Here is a 15,256-nt window from a genome sequence, read left to right on the forward strand (position 1 = left end):
TCCCGATGTTACAAACAAGGATAGCCAATCACCGATTCACACAGGGTGGGGATCGACGATGTGGTTTCCGCCGTCGCTGGCCCACCGCTACCGTAGAGAGGTGACCGAGCACACGATGAGCGACCGTCTTTCCGAGTTGGCCAAGCGCAAGGAGCAGGCGTTACACGCCGGATCCGATCGCTCCGTTGAACGCCAACACAGCCAGGGCAAGATGCTCGCCCGAGAGCGGATCGAGTTCCTGCTCGACCCGGGTTCGTTCCACGAACTCGACATGCTGGCCCGGCACCGTGCTCACGACAGCGGCATGCTTGAGCGTCCCTACACCGACGGCGTGGTTACCGGTTGGGGCACGATCGACGGCCGTAAAGTGTTTCTCTTCAGCCAGGACTTCACCGTCTTCGGCGGCGCGCTGGGTGAGGTGTTCGCCGAAAAGATCCACAAAGTCATGGACCTCGCCATCAAGGTGGGTGCGCCCCTCATCGGGTTGAACGACGGCGCCGGAGCCCGTATTCAGGAAGGCCCGGTCTCCCTGGCCAGTTACGGCGGCATCTTCCACCGCAACGTGCAGGCGTCGGGCGTGATCCCCCAGATCAGTGTGATCCTCGGACCCTGCGCCGGCGGTGCGGTGTACTCCCCCGCCATGACCGACTTCATCTTCATGGTGAAGGAGCACTCACACATGTTCATCACCGGCCCTGAGGTGGTGAAGACCGTGACCGGCGAGGAGGTGACCCTCGAAGAACTCGGGGGCGCCATGTCCCACGCCTCGAAGTCGGGGGTCGCCACCTTCGTAGGCGACACCGAACAGATCGTCCTCGAAGAGGTGCGATACCTGCTCAGTTTCCTCCCCTCCAACAACCTCGACGCGCCGCCGGCGATCGCCCCCTCCGACCACCCCCATCGGGAGACTCCTGAACTCCGCGAGCTGATGCCCGCCAGTCCCAACATCCCCTACGACATGAAATCCGTGATCGGGGCCGTGGTGGACGACGCCGACTATGTCGAGTATTTCCCCCACTGGGCCGGTTCGATCACCTGTGGCTTCGCCCGTCTCGACGGCCACCCCGTGGGCATCGTGGGCAACCAACCGATGGTCCTAGCCGGCGTGCTGGACATCAACAGCGCTGAGAAAGCGGCCCGCTTCGTGCGCACCTGCGATGCCTTCAACATTCCCCTCATCACCTTCGTAGACGTGCCCGGATTCCTCCCTGGGGTCGACCAGGAGTACGGCGGCATCATTCGTCACGGCGCCAAACTCCTCTACGCCTACTGCGAAGCCACCGTGCCGCGCATCCAGATGATCACCCGCAAGGCCTATGGAGGCGCCTATGTGGTGATGAACTCGAAGTCCATCGGCGCCGACCTCGCCTTCGCCTGGCCGAGCGCCGAGTTGGCCGTGATGGGGCCGCAGGGGGCCGTGGAGATTGTGCACCGCAAGGAACTCGCCGCCGCCGAAAATCCCGCAGCCAGGCGAGCCGAACTCGTAGAGGATTACACCGAAAAGTTCTGCAACCCGTACGTGGCAGCAGAACGTGGGTTCGTCGACGACGTAATCGATCCCGCCCACACCCGTATCAAGCTCATCGCCGGCCTGGAACTGTTGCGCTCCAAGCGCGAGGAACTCCCGAAACGTAAGCACGGCAACGTTCCCCTGTGATGGTCCGCTGATGGAGATCACTCCCCTCCCCAGCGACGAAGAGGCTGCCGCCATCGCGGCGGCTGTCGAGGTCGTATGGCCTCGAACCGTTGCGGCGGCGGCCCCCGATGTCGAGCCGCCTCGCTGGCGTTTCGCGGGCCGTTGGTGGTCCAAACCAATCCCCGCTCGCCGCGCCCGACCCGGGTGATCTCCTACCGCTGCCGGAAGTTGCCTATCCTCGAGGCGGTGAGCGACCTCCCGACCTCAACCCCCCTCCGCCCCGGCGGGATGCGCTGGGCCCCTCGCCGCCAGTACCGCCACGACAGGGTCGCCCCGGCGATCGCGATCAAGGCCTAGCGGGCCACCAACGCCGCCCCCGCTTATGGCCGAACTCACCACCGTGGCCGACGACGAGGCCGTGATCCATGACGGCCACGAGATGCGGGTGTTCGACGGCCTCACTCCTGATACCGATCATCAGATCGACGGGTTCGCCTTTCGCACCCTGCCACGCCTCGGCGAGCGCCTCGCCACCATCACCACCGTCAACGATGTTCACTTCGGGGAGACCACCTGCGGTGTCATCGAGGGATTCGACATGGGACCCGTCTTCAGTGCTGAACCGGGGGCTGATCCGTATCCCGAGGTGATGAATCGCGCTGCGATAGCTGAGATGAAGGGCCTCAACCCCGATCTGGTGATCGTGAAGGGCGACCTCACCGCCAAGGGCACGCTGGAGGAATACGCCGCCTTCCGGGCGGCCTACGAGCCTGCCTTCGGCGAAAGACTGGTGCACGTTCGCGGCAACCACGACGGCTACTACGGCGGCCACTACGCCGCCACCCCCACCCAGCGGGTCGACCTGCCGGGCGTCACCGTGGCTGTCCTCGACACCACCGATCCCGGCCGCACCCCGGGACGGGTCACGTCGTCGCAACTTGCCTGGCTAGACGATCTCGCCGGTAGCGCCGACCAACCGGTACTCGTGTTCGGCCACCACCACGTGTGGAACCCCGATAGCGCGGCGCGCCCGGAAAGCTATTTCGGGATCCTCCCCGACCCCTCCGAACAACTCGTGGCCACCGTGGCTCGCCATCCCGGCATTCTCGGCTACTTCGCCGGCCACACCCACCGAAATCGGGTACGCCGAATATCCACCACCGGCGACCGGCCCTGGGCAGAGGTGGCCTGCGTAAAGGACTACCCCGGCACCTGGGCCGAATACCGCGTGTTCGATGGCGGCATCCTTCAGGTGCACCGCCGGATCTCCAGCCCTGAGGCACTGGCCTGGACCGAGCAAACTCGCCACATGTACGGCGGGGCCTACGCCGACTACGCCCTCGGCCACCTCCGTGATCGCTGTTTTGCCATGGCCGTGACCACCCGATGATCCCGGCATGAGCGGGCCCCTCGCGGGGATCCGCGTGCTCGACCTCGCCACGGTGATCGCCGCACCCGGCGCCGCCCGCTACCTCGCCGACTACGGCGCTGACGTACTCAAGATCGAACGCCCCGGCACCGGCGATGCCACCCGCGGCATGGGGGTACCGCACCCCGCCGATGGCACCTCGTTGTATTGGAAGATGGTGTCGCGCAACAAACGCTGCGCGGTGGTGGATATCAAAACGGCGGAAGGCCGGGCCACCATCCTGCGCCTGGTCGAAGAAGGCCATGTCTTGGTGGAAAACTTTCGGCCTGGCACGCTCGAACGACTCGGCCTCGGCCCCGACGTACTCCTCGCCCGCAACCCCTCCTTGGTGATCCTCCGAGTCACCGGATTTGGACAGGACGGCCCCTACGCCCACCGAGCCGGCTTCGCCACCATCGCCGAGGCCCTGTCGGGCTTCGCCGCCCTCAATGGGGAACCCGACGGTGGCCCCTTGCTGCCGCCCATCGCCCTCACCGACGAGATCACCGCCATCGTGGGCGCCTTTGCCACCATGACCGCGCTGTGGTCCGGGGTGGGCCAGGTGGTTGATGTGAATCTCCTGGAGTCGCTGTTCCAGTGCATGGGGCCCCTGCCGGGCGCCTATGCCACCTCGGGCTATCTGCAGCCCCGATTGGGCTCCGGTATCCCGTACTCAGTTCCACGCGGAACGTGGCGTTGTGCTGATGGACATTGGATAGCGGTGTCCACCTCGGCCGAGTCGGTGGCGGCGCGGGTCATGGCCCTCATCGGCTTGGGCGACCGCACCGATCTGCAGACCTTCAACGGACGAATTGCGGCACGTGACGAGATCGATGCGTGCCTGACCGCGTTCTGTGCCACCCGTCCCCGCGATGAGGTACTGGCCGCCTTCGACGATGCCGAGGCCGCCGCCGCCGCCATCCATGACATGGCCGACATCGCCAACGACCCACACTTCGCGGCGCGCCAATCTATTGTCACGGTCGACGGCGTACCCATGCAGGGCCTCGTGGCCCACCTCTCCGCCACCCCCGGTCACATCCGCTGGCCCGGTCGTGCCCTCGGGGCCGACGAACCGCAGTGGGCCCTTCCACCCGAACCCCAGGAAACGGTCAGCCCCGGTGAGCCACCGCGAGATCCACGATCTCACCCATGATGGTGGTGAAGTTGAAGTCCTTCGGGGTGTAGACCGCCGCCAGATCCGCCGCCAGCAGGCGCGGCCGATCCTCCTCCGGGATGATCCCGCCGGCCACCACTGGCGCCGTCACCCCCCGTTGGCGACAGAGACGCACCACCTCGGGCACCAAGTCGAGATGACTGCCCGAGAGGATGGAGAGGCCGATCACATCCACATCCTCGTCGAGGGCTACTGACGCGATCTGCTCCGGGGTGAGCCGAATCCCCTGGTAGATCACCTCGAGGCCGGCGTCACGTGCCGCCACGGCAATCTGTTCGGCACCATTGCTGTGTCCATCCAGACCCGGCTTGGCCACGAGAAGCCGGGGTGGTCCCCCCGGGAGGGCCTTCACCCGTTCGGCCAGGGCCCGAAGACCCGCGCTGCCTCCCGCCGCCCCGGCGGCGGCGGCCACTCCGGTAGGGGCTCGGTACTCTCCGAATACCTCGCGCAGCACGCCCGCCCACTCCCCGGTCGTGCCCCCAACGTGGGCGAGATCAATGGTGGCGGGCATCACGTTCTCAGTCGACATCGCCACCCGCCGCAGTTCGTCGAGCGCCCGCTGCACCGCATCGTGGTCTCGTTGGGCCCGCCACTGCACCACCCCCGCCACCGTGAGGGCCTCCACGTCGGGATCTACCCTGAGAATGGACCCCTCCCCTTCCAACGGAGACGGCAGGGCTTCGGTGAAGCGGTTGACTCCCACCACCGTGAGATCACCCGACTCGATCTTGCGCAAGCGCTCGGCGTGGCTGCTGACCAGACGCCCCTTCAGTTGTTCGATCGCTCCGAACGCGCCCCCCAGGTCGAGCACCTCCTGCAACTCGGCCCAGGCGGCTTCGGCTAATTCCGCCGTGAGAGCCTCAACCACCACCGACCCCTCGAACAGGTCCGGATACTCGAGGAGGTCGGTCTCGTAGGCCAGGACCTGCTGCATACGCAATGCCCACTGCTGGTCCCAGGGCCGGGGCAGACCGAGGGCTTCGTTCCAGGCCGGCAACTGCACCGAACGCGCCCGCGCCCCGCGCGACAAGGTCACTCCCAGCATTTCGAGGACGATGCGCTGCACGTTGTTCTCGGGTTGGGCCTCGGTGAGGCCAAGGCTGTTTACCTGCACGCCGTAGCGAAACCGTCGGGCCTTGGGATCGGTGACGCCGTAGCGCTCTAGGCCGATGCGATCCCATAGATGGGTGAACGCTCGCATCTTGGCCGTCTCCTCCACGAAGCGGATGCCGCTGTTCACGAAGAAACTGATGGTGGCGAACACCTGCGGGAACGCCTCGGGCGCAACCTGACCAGATTCTCGCACGGCGTCGAGCACCCCGATGGCGGTGGCCAACGAGTAGGCCAGTTCCTGCACTGGCGTCGCTCCCGCCTCCTGCAGGTGATAACTGCACACGTTCATCGGGTTCCATCGCGGCACCCGCTCGGCGCAGAAGGCGATCATGTCCACGATCAGACGCCGCGACGGCAGCGGCGGAAAAATGTAGGTGCCCCGGGAGAGGTACTCCTTGACGATGTCGTTCTGTGTCGTGCCGCGAAGTTCCTCACTGGCCACGCCGTGATTCTCGGCGTTGGCTACGTACAGCCCGAGCAACCACGCGGCGGGCGCGTTGATAGTCATCGAGGTGTTCATCTCGCCCTGAGGGATACCGTCGAGCAGTTCCCCCATGTGGCCCAGGTGCACGACCGGAACGCCGACCTTGCCCACCTCGCCCTTGGCCAGGACATGGTCGGGGTCATAACCGGTCTGGGTGGGGAGGTCGAAGGCGATCGACAGACCCGTCTGCCCCTTGGCCAGGTTGGCGCGATACAACTCGTTGCTGGCCTTGGCCGTGGAGTGACCCGAGTACGTGCGAATCATCCAGGGACGATCCGGTTGCTCCAGGTGGGTGGGCGTCATGGGTTCCATGATCCCCCGCCGCGATCAGGGCGACAAACCCCATGACCCGATCGCCCTCGGGCTCGCCCCGGCCGAGGGCTCATCTGAGGGCCGGAGTCGGCCCTACCCGCAAGGCGAGGCGGAGGCGATCGAGGTAGTCCGAACGGGGGATTCCCACCGCCCCCAGCCGCCGCAAATGGTCGGTGGCCCACTGCACGTCGAGGAGGCGGGCGGGTTCGCCGTCCTGGCGCAAGAGATCCACCAGGCCCACCAACGCCACTTTGGAAGCATCGACCCGGCGGTAGAACATCGACTCTCCGGCAAACAAGCCGTTGATCGCCACCCCATAGAGACCGCCGGCCAGACCGTCATCGTCCCAGGCCTCGATGCTGTGGGCCCATCCGAGATCGTGAAGTCGTTGGTAGGCCGAGTGAATCTCAGCGCTGATCCAGCCACCCGGTCGTCGGGCATCCCCGCACGCCTCCACCACTTCGGCAAAGGCCGTATTCACCCGCACGTCGTAGCGAGCGGTTGAACGCGCCAGGGAGCGACTCACCACGAGACCATCAAGAGGCAGCACCCCGCGTGGATCAGGCGACCACCATCCCATCGGGCCGTCACGGCCGAGCGGCATCGGAAAGAGCCCATGACGGTAGGCGTGCAGCAGCGTGCCCGGTTCGAGGTCGGCCCCCACTCCGGCCACCCCGTCGTCGTCGGCTTCGGTGGCCGGAGGGAACTTCCAGGGCGTGGGAGCAGGCTCCAGCGGCACCGCTATCTACTTGGTGGTGGCGATGCCGCCGTCTACCGGGATGATTGCGCCGGTGAGATACGCCCCGGCTTTCGAGCAGAGGAAAATGGCCGGACCGGCCATGTCCTGTGGTTGCCCGATACGCCGCAACGGCACCATCTTCGCCATGCCATCACCGGCGGCGGCCAGGGTGGCCTTCATCATCCGCGACTGAAACGGACCCGGCGCGATGGCGTTCACGGTGATCTGTGGAGCCAGATGTTTGGCCAAGTGCCGGGTGAGTTGGTGCACGGCCGCCTTGGAGGCGGAGTAGGCGAAGGTCTCGAAGCCGGGTACCTGGATGCCGTCGATCGACCCGATGTTGATGATCCGGGCCGGATCGTCGTCACGGCCGGCGGCCTGCAGGAGAGGCAGAAGGAACTTCGTGGTGTGGAATACGCCTTCCACGTTTACGTCGAGCACTCGGTGCCAGGAGGCGCTGTTCTGTTCGGCCAGCGGCGCCCCCCAGTTGGCGCCCGCATTGTTCACGAGGATGTCGAGCGAGTCCCAACGCTCCGCCACCGCCGCGCCGAGGCCCTCGCAGCCCCCCTCGGTCGAGAGGTCGGCCACGATGTAGGAGCAATCGCCCCGTTCGGCGAGCGCCTCGGTGACCTCTTTGAGGGAATCCTCTTTGCGAGAGGCAATGATCACACTCACCCCTGCCTCCACCAACCCCGAGGCGATCATCGTGCCGATGCCGCTGCCGCCACCGGTGACCACGGCTCGTTTTCCGGCGATGTCGAACAGTTCAGATGCAGTCATGGTGCGGCGTCCTCCTACTTTTTGGCGTAATCGTAGAAGCCAGAGCCGGATTTCCGGCCGAGTTGACCCGCGGCCACCATCCGGCGCAAACGCGGCAAGGCGGCGTAGTTCGGGTCGCGAAACTCGTCGTAGAGGGCATCGAGGATCGACAACGAGGTGTCGAGGCCCACGAGGTCGAGTAGGGCCAGCGGACCCATCGGGAAGTTGCAGCCACCCTTCATGGCGGTGTCGATGTCGTCGCGACTGGCGGTACCCAACTCCAGCATCCGCACGGCGTTGTTCAGGTACGGGAACAGCAGCGCGTTCACGATGAAACCGGCGCGATCTTTCACCTCCACCACGTCTTTCCCGCAGCCAGCCGCGAATGCCTTGGCGGCGGCCACGGTGGCTTCGCTGGCGGTGAGCGGTGCGATGACCTCCACCAGGCTCATCATGGGGGCGGGGTTGAAGAAGTGGATGCCCACCACGAGGTCGGGACGCTCGGTGGCCATCGCCAACTCCACCACCGGCAGGGTCGAGGTGTTGGTGGCCAGCATCGCGCCGGGCTTCACGATCTTGTCGAGGCTGGCGAACAAGTCCTTCTTGACAGCGAGATCTTCCACCACGGACTCCAGCACCAGGTCGCAATCCTGCAGGTCCTGAAGGTCGTCGGTGGCACTCACGCGGTCACTGATCTCCGCGGCGGCCGCCTCGTCGAGTTTGCCCCGATCCACCTGCTTGGCCAGCGACTTGGCGAGGCCCGCCACCATGGCATCGGCGCTTGCTCGCGAGCGAGAACGGAGCACCACCGCAATGCCCGCCTTGGCGGCCACCTCCGCGATGCCCGACCCCATGATCCCTGACCCGACAATCCCCAGTTTGGTGATGCTCATGGACGCCGACGCTACCGATCGACCACGCGTGCGGTCCAAAGGGCTCGCCCGGCATAGCGTGAGGGCTATGTCGGGAACGCTGGCCCTCGTTGGTGGTGACGCATGGCGTCCAGGCTGCAGTTTCGATCAAGACCTGCTCACGGCGAGCGGCGGCACGCACGTCCTGGTGCTGGCCACCGCGGCGGCCTATGAACATCCCCAACGGGCCATTCAGACTGCCGAGGCGTGGTTTGCTTCACTGGGTGCCACCGTAGGGTCACTGCCGATACTCATCCGGTCTGATGCGCTCGAGGCAACCCATCTTGGCCACATCGCCGAGGCCCGGTTCATCTACTTGGCCGACGGCTCCCCGATGCACCTGCGGGCGGTGCTGAAGAACTCGCCTGTATGGGATGCGATCGTGACCGCCTGGCGGGAGGGCGCAGTGCTGGCGGGTTCGGGATCCGGGGCCATGGTGCTCTGCGACCCGCTGGTGGACCCCCGCGGCGGGGCACTCACGCTCGGCCTTGGCCTTCAGGAACGTATGGCGCTCATTCCCCACCACGACACCTGGAGCCACGAAAAGGAGAAGCGCACGCTCAAGATCGCCCCCCGGGGCCTGCCCATCGTGGGAATCGACGAGCGCACGGCGCTGCTGCGCCATCCCGATGGCACCTGGCAGGCGGCAGGGGCGGGCCGGGTGACGGTATTCGTCGACGGGCTGCCTACCGACCTCTCCGTTCTCCCCTAGGGCGCTCCCCAGGCCCTCTCGGTGGCGGGCTAGGACTCGGTAATGGTCACCGAGGTGATGGTGGTCGAACTACTCGGCGTGCCTTCCGGCGTGCCGGTGGCTTCAATCGACTTCACCACGGTATCGAGACCCTCAGTGACGTCTCCAAACAAGGAGTACTGCGCCGGAAGTTTCACCCCCTGCTCGCCGGTGACGATGTAGAACTGGCTTCCGTTGGTGTCCGGTCCGGAATTCGCCATCGCCAGGGACCCCACCTCGTAGTACGGCGGACCGTCCGTGGGCAGTTCGTCGGCAAAACTGTACCCGGGACCGCCCGTACCCGGCGGCTCGCCGGTGGCGTCCCCCCCTTGCACCACGAAGCCCGGGATGATCCGGTGGAAGGACACGCCGTCGTAGTAGTGGTTCCGGGCCAGGAACACGAAGTTGTTCACGGCTTTCGGCGCCTTGCTCGGATCCAGTTCGATGGTGAAGTCGCCCTTCGAGGTGACCACCTCGGCGGTGTAGGTCTTGGTGACATCAATGCAGGAAACCGGACCAGAGGTGAAGGAGGTGGTTCGCTCACCACTGCCATCAGCCGGCGGACAGGCGGTATCGCCGATCGCCGCGTCACCTCCGCTCGTGGGGGCGGTGGTGGCGGTGGTGGCGGTGGTGGCGGTGGGCTTGTCATCTTCCGAGAGCACCGAGACCACCAGGGCCGCCAACAACACGGCCCCCACGACCCCGCCCACCACTCGCAACTGGCGGAAGCGGTTTGATCGGCTCGTGGCGGCCCGCTGGGCATCTAGGCGCATGAGGCGCCCCTCGTCTTGTCGCTGTCGTTTCTCGCTCGGCATGAGAGAAAACCTTAGTACCAGTTCCCGACGGTCGACTCTCGCGCGCTCCGGGCCAACCCGACGCGGGGCTGATCGCGTAGGCTTCAGCGCAATCAGAGGTCGTTTGCCAGGAGTGCCCCGTATGACAACTCACGACATCGATCCTGACGATGCGGCTTTCTCCCGGCAGGTCGGGCAGCGGTTGCGGGCGATACGCCATACCCGCCACCTTTCCCTTGACGAGGTGGAGAAAGCGTCGTCGGGGCGCTGGACGGCCCCCACCATCGGGGCCTATGAGCGGGGCGCGCGCCGCCTCAGCCTCGCTCGGCTCCATGCCCTGGCCAAGTTCTACGGCGTGCCCACCGCCCAACTACTGGGCGACCAACCCCTGGCGGAGAGCCCTCGGGTCGCCAGTGTCATGATCAACCTCCAGGCCCTCCAGGCAGCACCCGAAGCCGAGGCGATGCTTCGGTTCCTCCACTCCATCATCCTCCAGCGGGGGGATTACAACGGGCAGGTATTGTCCGTCCGTAATGACGATCTGCGGGCCATGTGCGCGCTGCTGCAGGTCACCGAGCACCGAGCCATCTACCTGCTGCGGACGTGGGGCGCGCTGATCGAGGAGACCGATCCAGGCTAAGTAGTTCGTAAGGTCAGGGGGAACAGCGGTAGCGTCGCCCCTCGTGTCCTTGATCGTCCAGAAATTCGGCGGGACCTCGGTCGCGGATCCGGAGCGCATCCGTGAGGTGGCGGACCATGTTGCCCGCACGAAGCGCCACGGCGAGGACGTCGTAGTGGTGGTGAGCGCCATGGGCAAAGAGACCGATGAGTTGATCCGCCTCGCCGGGGCGGTGTCCAAGGTGCGGCCCGGCCGGGAAATGGACATGCTCATCACCGCCGGCGAGCGCAAGGCCACCGCCTTGCTCTGCATGGCCCTGCACGACCTTGGTATTCCCGCCGACAGTTTCACGGGGAGCCAGGCGGGCTTCATCACCGACAACACCCACACCAGCGCCAAGATTCTCGAACTGCGACCGGAGCGGCTCAGAGCCGCCTTGCGCGATGGCCGCACCCCAGTGGTTGGCGGGGCCCAGGGTGTGTCGAGCGATCGAGACGTCACCTTTCTCGGCCGGGGCGGTTCCGACACCACCGCCGTGGCCCTTGCCCATGCGCTCGGTGCCCATTCATGCGAGTTGTACACCGATGTATCGGGGGTCTTCACCGCCGACCCGCGCCTAGTGCCGAGCGCGCAACGGATGAGCACCATCAGTTTCGATGAGATGCTGGAGATGACCGCCTCGGGCTGCCCGAAGCCCGCGATGCGATCCGTTGAATTTGCCCGTACCTGGGGCGTGAAGTTGCACGTCCGATCCGCGTTCACCTGGGAGCCTGGCACCTGGGTCCAAGAGGAGGAACCCTCCATGGAACAAGCCGTCGTTTCCGCCGTTGTGCATGACACCTCGGAAGCCAAGGTCACCGTGAGCGGTGTCCCCGATCAGCCTGGTATCGCCGCCCGCCTGTTCCGACTGCTCGCCGATGCCGATGTCAACGTCGACATGATCGTTCAGAACACCTCGGAGCACGGGATTACCGACATCTCCTTCACCGTGCCGCACGAAGACCTCCCCCAGAGCCAGGCGATCACCACGGCCCTGGCTACGGAGATCTCCGCCAGCGGGGTAAGCAGCGATGCGGGCATCGCGCGGGTAAGTCTCGTAGGTGCCGGGATGAAATCCAACCCCGGCGTGGCCGCCCTTACCTTCGAGACTCTCGCCGCCGCTGGCATCAACATCGAGATGATCTCCACGTCGGCTATTCGGATTTCCTGCATCGTGCGTGAGGCGCAGGTCGAGCAGGCCGTCCAAGAACTCCACACCGCCTTCGGGCTCTAGTCCACCGGCGGGTCGGCACGCTGGCAATACGCGTTTCACCTCGCCGGAGACCGGGGGATAACGTGCGCCGATGCGAGTAGGACTGTTTGGGGCCACTGGGCAGGTGGGTGGCGTCATGCTCAGTTTGCTTGATGAACGCGCGGTGGCGGTCGAGCACCTCCGCTTGTTCGCGTCGGCCCGCTCGGCCGGGCGGGTGATCCGCTGGCAGGGCCACGACCTCACGGTAGAAGACGCCGAGCGCGCCGATGTTGCTGGGCTCGATATCGCGTTGTTCTCCGCCGGTAAGACGGCCTCACTGGTGCTCGCCCCCCGGGTGGCGGCCACCGGCGCCATTGTGATCGACAACTCCTCGGCGTGGCGCATGGACCCCGAGGTTCCCTTAGTGGTGCCCGAGGTGAACCCTGAGGCCCTGCAGTCGATCCCCAAGGGCATCGTGGCCAACCCCAACTGCACCACGATGGTGGCCATGCCGGTGTTGAAGCCGCTCGACCGCGAGGCGGGCCTGCAATCGATGATCGTCAGCACCTATCAAGCCGTGTCGGGGGCGGGCCTGGCCGGGGTGGAGGAACTCAACGAGCAGGTGCACGCCGCGGGATCCCAAGCCGCCGCGTTGACCCACGATGGGGCCGCTATTCACTTCCCGCCCGCCCAGCAGTTCCCGAAAACCATTGCCTTCAACGTGATCCCGCACGCCGGGACCTTCATCGACGATGGGCTTGGCGAAACCGACGAAGACCAAAAGCTCCGGCACGAGAGCCGCAAGATCCTCGGCCTCCCCCACCTGGCGGTGTCCAGTCTGTGCGTGCGGGTACCGGTATTTGCCGGGCACTCGATGGCCATCAACGCCACCTTCGAGCGCCCGCTGTCCCCGGCGCAGGCCCAAGACCTCCTCGAGGCAGCCCCCGGTGTTGTGCTCGATCACGTGCCCACGCCCCTGGCCGTGGCTGGCGGTGACGTGACGCGCGTGGGTCGCCTTCGAGCCGACTCCACCGTGGCCGACGGGCGGGGCCTCGCGCTGTTCCTCTCCGGCGACAACCTCCGTAAGGGCGCGGCGCTCAACTCCATCCAAATCGCTGAAACGCTCCATCCGCGCTGAAACTCCCGAGTGTGGTGAACCCTCGCTACCCCGCTCGGCAACCACACGGGATCGCCCCACATCGGGGGCAGCCATGGGCGTAACGAGCCATAGCGTCCTCCAGGGAGAGGTCCAGTTGCTCGGCCAGCGATGCCAGCCAAGCCAGCACATCCCCCAACTCGTGGAGCTGTTCGGACGGGGTGCCTTTGCGAACGGCTTGGGCCAGTTCGCCTAGTTCCTCGGTGAGCCAGGCCACGGTGGCGGGGATGCCACGCTCGCGATCCTGCTCGCCGTAGGTGTCCGCCATGAGCCGTTGCAGATCTCCAAGCTCCATCTCCGCACCGTAGGGCGTAACGAGCCACCTGTCGCGGCGGAGCCGTCCGGCAAGGGAGAGCCCCTTTCCAGCGGTGTCGAGGGGATACCGTTAGAGCGCGGCACAGGAACACACTGCGGCGCTCGACACCAACATCGCTTCATCAGCGGAGGACCTACATCACTTATGGGAGATCGTCTCGTTCGCGTCATCGTCCTACTGGTCGCCAACACGATCGGTCTATTCGTAGCCAGTGTGGTCCTCGACGACCTCACCATCGGTTGGCGCACGTTTCTCATCGCCGTGGCCATCTTCACCGTGATCGAATCGATCATTCATCCCCTCCTCGAACGCACCGCCCGCCGACGGGCGCCTGCCCTCTCGGGCGGAACCTCCCTCCTCTCCACCTTCTTGGGGCTGCTGCTCACCACCATCATCTCCGATGGCATCGCCATCACCGGGTTGACCACCTGGATCCTCGCCACCGTCATCGTGTGGCTCGCCGCGCTGGGCGCTGGGTTGATCATCCCTGCTCTCCTTCTCCGCCGCACCGCCCGTCGCGTCGCCACTCGCTGACCCATTAGGCAGGCGCGTCGAACCTGCTTAGGCTGGCAGGGGATGATCGAGATGAACTGGTTCCTCCCCACCGCGGGCGACTCGCGTGATGTCCTGCCGGGCAGCCATTCGCCGGCCCGGGCCCCCAGCCACTCCTATTTGGCCCAGATCGCCCAAGCGTGCGACGGGTTGGGCTTCGATGCCGTGCTCACGCCGTGCGGAACGGGGTGCGAGGACGCCTGGGTGGCCACCGCTTCGCTCATCCCCCTCACCCGGCGTCTCAAGTTTCTGGTGGCCTTTCGCCCCGCCCTGCTCACCCCCACTCTGGCGGCGCAGATGGCCTCCAGTTATCAACGGATGTCCGATGGGCGACTCCTCGTGAACATCGTTACCGGGGCCGAGCAAGCCGAACTGGCGCGCTTCGGCATCACCGAAGACAAAGAAACCCGCTACGAACGCACCGGCGAGTTCATTGAGGTGCTGCGCGGGGCATGGAGCGGTGCGCCCCTTACCCAACATCGCCAGTTTTTCGATGTGGCCGACGCCACCACTCGTGAAGTTCCGGATCCCGTTCCGCCCATTTACTTCGGCGGTGCCTCCGCAGCCGCCGAACGCGTGGCGGCCGAGCACGTAGACGTCTACCTCGCATGGGGTGAGCCTCCCGCCATGGTGAAGCCACGGCTCGACCGTATGCGAGCGTTAGCGGCCAGTTTCGGTCGCTCGCTGCGCTTCGGCATTCGGTTCCACACCATCACCCGGCCCACCAGCGCGGCAGCGTGGCAGACCGCCGACGACATCCTGGCTAGCATCCCCCCCGCCGCCATCGCCGAGGCACGGGCTGATTTTGCCAACACCGCTTCGGTGGGCCAGCGGCGTCAGGCCGAACTCACCGGCGGCGACCTGTCTCGGCTGGAGATCTACCCCAACGTGTGGGCCGGCGTGGGCCTGGTGCGGGGCGGTGTCGGCACCGCCCTGGTGGGAGATTACGAAACCGTTGCCGACCGGATCATCGAGTACCACGAACTGGGCTTCGATGCGTTCATCATGTCGGGCTATCCCCACCTGGAAGAGGCCTACTGGTTCGGCGAGGGCGTGATGCCGATTCTCCGTGAACGCGGCTTCCTGCCCCCGCTCGACAACGGCCCCGCCAAGGTGTTTTCGTTTCGCTGATTCATATCAGGCGGAGAACCGCGCCGAACCAGACCGGTTCAGTACCCCGGCGCGAGATGCCCGTTACCGACCGCCGTCAGAGCGAGAGAGAACGCCTCCTCGTGGATGAGATCCTGCGGGTGCAGGGCAGTCAGCGGACCTCCCGGCCTCGTCAGGGTTGATCCGGTCGACCTGCCCGCACCAGGGGT

15 protein-coding genes are annotated in these 15,256 nt (G+C 65.9%); 9 read left to right on the forward strand and 6 right to left on the reverse strand.

The window, feature by feature from the left end; translation table 11 throughout:
* Positions 1-115: 115 nt before the first annotated feature.
* From EXQ71_09185 to EXQ71_09195, 3 genes are all read left to right on the forward strand, one after another.
* A complete protein-coding gene (locus EXQ71_09185) occupies positions 116-1,657 on the forward strand; it encodes an acyl-CoA carboxylase subunit beta (protein MSO87677.1) in 1,542 nt (513 codons plus the stop codon).
* A 361-nt stretch (positions 1,658-2,018) separates the two neighbouring features.
* Positions 2,019-3,026 (forward strand): hypothetical protein, encoded by a 1,008-nt coding sequence (locus EXQ71_09190; GenBank protein ID MSO87678.1) that lies wholly within the window; start codon positions 2,019-2,021, stop codon positions 3,024-3,026.
* 7 nt (positions 3,027-3,033) lie between these two features.
* The gene (locus EXQ71_09195) at positions 3,034-4,200 is read left to right on the forward strand and encodes a CoA transferase (protein ID MSO87679.1); all 1,167 of its coding nucleotides are present in this window, start codon (positions 3,034-3,036) and stop codon (positions 4,198-4,200) included.
* Here the strand turns inward: EXQ71_09195 and EXQ71_09200 are convergent.
* The 4 genes from EXQ71_09200 to EXQ71_09215 form a co-directional block, all read right to left on the reverse strand.
* Positions 4,157-6,082 (reverse strand): protein meaA, encoded by a 1,926-nt coding sequence (locus EXQ71_09200; GenBank protein MSO87680.1) that lies wholly within the window; start codon positions 6,080-6,082, stop codon positions 4,157-4,159. The two genes, EXQ71_09195 and EXQ71_09200, sit on opposite strands and share 44 nt — an antisense overlap.
* A gap of 118 nt (positions 6,083-6,200) precedes the next feature.
* Positions 6,201-6,869, reverse strand: a complete 669-nt coding sequence (locus tag EXQ71_09205) for a leucyl/phenylalanyl-tRNA--protein transferase (GenBank protein ID MSO87681.1) — start codon at positions 6,867-6,869, stop codon at positions 6,201-6,203.
* Positions 6,870-6,875: 6 nt separating this feature from the next.
* Positions 6,876-7,649: an SDR family oxidoreductase gene (locus EXQ71_09210; GenBank protein ID MSO87682.1), complete on the reverse strand. Its 774-nt coding sequence runs from the start codon at positions 7,647-7,649 to the stop codon at positions 6,876-6,878.
* 14 nt (positions 7,650-7,663) lie between these two features.
* Complete coding sequence (locus EXQ71_09215; protein ID MSO87683.1) at positions 7,664-8,521, reverse strand: 3-hydroxybutyryl-CoA dehydrogenase; 858 nt, start codon at positions 8,519-8,521, stop codon at positions 7,664-7,666.
* Between EXQ71_09215 and EXQ71_09220 the strand changes: the two genes are divergently transcribed.
* Positions 8,442-9,251, forward strand: coding sequence for a hypothetical protein (locus EXQ71_09220; protein MSO87684.1), 810 nt, complete (start codon positions 8,442-8,444; stop codon positions 9,249-9,251). The two genes, EXQ71_09215 and EXQ71_09220, sit on opposite strands and share 80 nt — an antisense overlap.
* A gap of 29 nt (positions 9,252-9,280) precedes the next feature.
* Here the strand turns inward: EXQ71_09220 and EXQ71_09225 are convergent, their stop codons facing one another.
* Complete coding sequence (locus tag EXQ71_09225) at positions 9,281-10,042, reverse strand: peptidylprolyl isomerase (GenBank protein ID MSO87685.1); 762 nt, start codon at positions 10,040-10,042, stop codon at positions 9,281-9,283.
* Here EXQ71_09225 and EXQ71_09230 point away from each other — a divergent pair.
* From EXQ71_09230 to EXQ71_09240, 3 genes are all read left to right on the forward strand, one after another.
* Entirely contained in the window at positions 9,771-10,703 is a 933-nt protein-coding gene (locus tag EXQ71_09230) for a helix-turn-helix domain-containing protein (GenBank protein ID MSO87686.1), read from the forward strand. The two genes, EXQ71_09225 and EXQ71_09230, sit on opposite strands and share 272 nt — an antisense overlap.
* A gap of 43 nt (positions 10,704-10,746) precedes the next feature.
* A complete protein-coding gene (locus EXQ71_09235) occupies positions 10,747-11,955 on the forward strand; it encodes an aspartate kinase (GenBank protein ID MSO87687.1) in 1,209 nt (402 codons plus the stop codon).
* 70 nt (positions 11,956-12,025) lie between these two features.
* Positions 12,026-13,051 carry an aspartate-semialdehyde dehydrogenase gene (locus EXQ71_09240; GenBank protein ID MSO87688.1) on the forward strand — a complete coding sequence of 342 codons (1,026 nt, stop codon included), beginning with the start codon at positions 12,026-12,028 and terminating at the stop codon, positions 13,049-13,051.
* A 25-nt stretch (positions 13,052-13,076) separates the two neighbouring features.
* Here the strand turns inward: EXQ71_09240 and EXQ71_09245 are convergent, their stop codons facing one another.
* Positions 13,077-13,364 (reverse strand): pyrophosphohydrolase, encoded by a 288-nt coding sequence (locus tag EXQ71_09245; protein MSO87689.1) that lies wholly within the window; start codon positions 13,362-13,364, stop codon positions 13,077-13,079.
* 165 nt (positions 13,365-13,529) lie between these two features.
* Between EXQ71_09245 and EXQ71_09250 the strand changes: the two genes are divergently transcribed.
* Together EXQ71_09250 and EXQ71_09255 are read left to right on the forward strand one after the other, a co-directional pair.
* Entirely contained in the window at positions 13,530-13,919 is a 390-nt protein-coding gene (locus EXQ71_09250; protein MSO87690.1) for a hypothetical protein, read from the forward strand.
* A 42-nt stretch (positions 13,920-13,961) separates the two neighbouring features.
* Positions 13,962-15,068: an LLM class flavin-dependent oxidoreductase gene (locus tag EXQ71_09255; protein ID MSO87691.1), complete on the forward strand. Its 1,107-nt coding sequence runs from the start codon at positions 13,962-13,964 to the stop codon at positions 15,066-15,068.
* Positions 15,069-15,256: the final 188 nt, after the last annotated feature.

This window comes from Acidimicrobiia bacterium, from assembly GCA_009694375.1.
Classification (GTDB): domain Bacteria; phylum Actinomycetota; class Acidimicrobiia; order Acidimicrobiales; family VFJN01; genus VFJN01.